Genomic DNA, 887 nt, shown 5'->3' on the forward strand with positions numbered 1-887 from the left:
GGTTTCACCGGCTGCCTGGGAGCCAGCCTCAGTGGCGTCTATCTGGCCGGCCTCAGCCTCCGGCGCTGGTGAGGCAGTCGCGGGCGCTGAAGGTTCTCGGATGGTCGCTCCTGCCGGGGGCTCTGCGCCGCCTGTGCTCGCTGGAGCTGCCGGGGGGACAGGCCGGCCCCGGGGCTGTGGAAGCTGTGGAAGCGGCTCGAGCAGCAGCAGGGGGAGTCCCAGACAGATCCTTCGCTGGCTCAGATCCTCGGCCCGGAGGGCGGTGGCGGCGTCCAGATCAGCCTCGCTGCGGCTGAGCAGCCACAGGGACTGCACCAGTTGCTGCCATTGCCAGACCAGCAGGGCCAGCAGGGGAATCGCCAGGATCAGCACGACCAGGCGGTTGCTCTGGGCCAGGGGCGACAGTGCGGTGGCAAGAGCGGCGTGACTGTCCAGACTCCAGAACAGGGGCAGCAGGGCCACGGGCCCCAGTAAGCCCAGCAGCCTGGGCCCCAGGGCATCCTGCAGTGCCGAGAGCTTCAGCTGTGCGGGCGTGCGGCCCCGCAGCGGCACCTGGGCGAGCAGCAGCGAACAGCAGTCGGGGGGCTGCCGCCACAGCAGCAGGCTTGGGGCCAGGCTTCCCAGCCCCAAGGCGAGCAGGCGTTCCAGGGCCGGAAGGGGCCCCGGATCCGCCCCCGCCAGCACCAGCAGCAGCAGCAGCAGCTCCAGGGGAATCGCCCCCAGAGCGATGAGCTGAAGCCAGAGCAGGGGCTCGCTGCGGGGCGTCACGGCATCGGGAATCGGGACACGGCGCTCAGGTGCTCAGGGTGCGGCGCTGGGTGACCAGCTTGTAGGCCTCGACCCGATCACCGTCCTGCCAGCCGGTGAAGCGATCACAGCCGATGCCG

The 887-nt window shown here is 70.8% G+C and carries 1 protein-coding gene; it reads right to left on the bottom strand.

Features of this window, described 5'->3' with window-relative positions; genetic code table 11:
* Positions 1 to 768: low-complexity tail membrane protein (locus tag ACLNEE_RS16780; RefSeq protein ID WP_412007436.1), on the bottom strand; the 768-nt coding region annotated here is incomplete at its 3' end.
* Between the last annotated feature and the right edge of the window lie 119 nt (positions 769 to 887).

This window comes from Aphanothece stagnina RSMan2012, from assembly GCF_046764815.1.
Classification (GTDB): Bacteria; Cyanobacteriota; Cyanobacteriia; order PCC-6307; family Cyanobiaceae; genus NIES-981.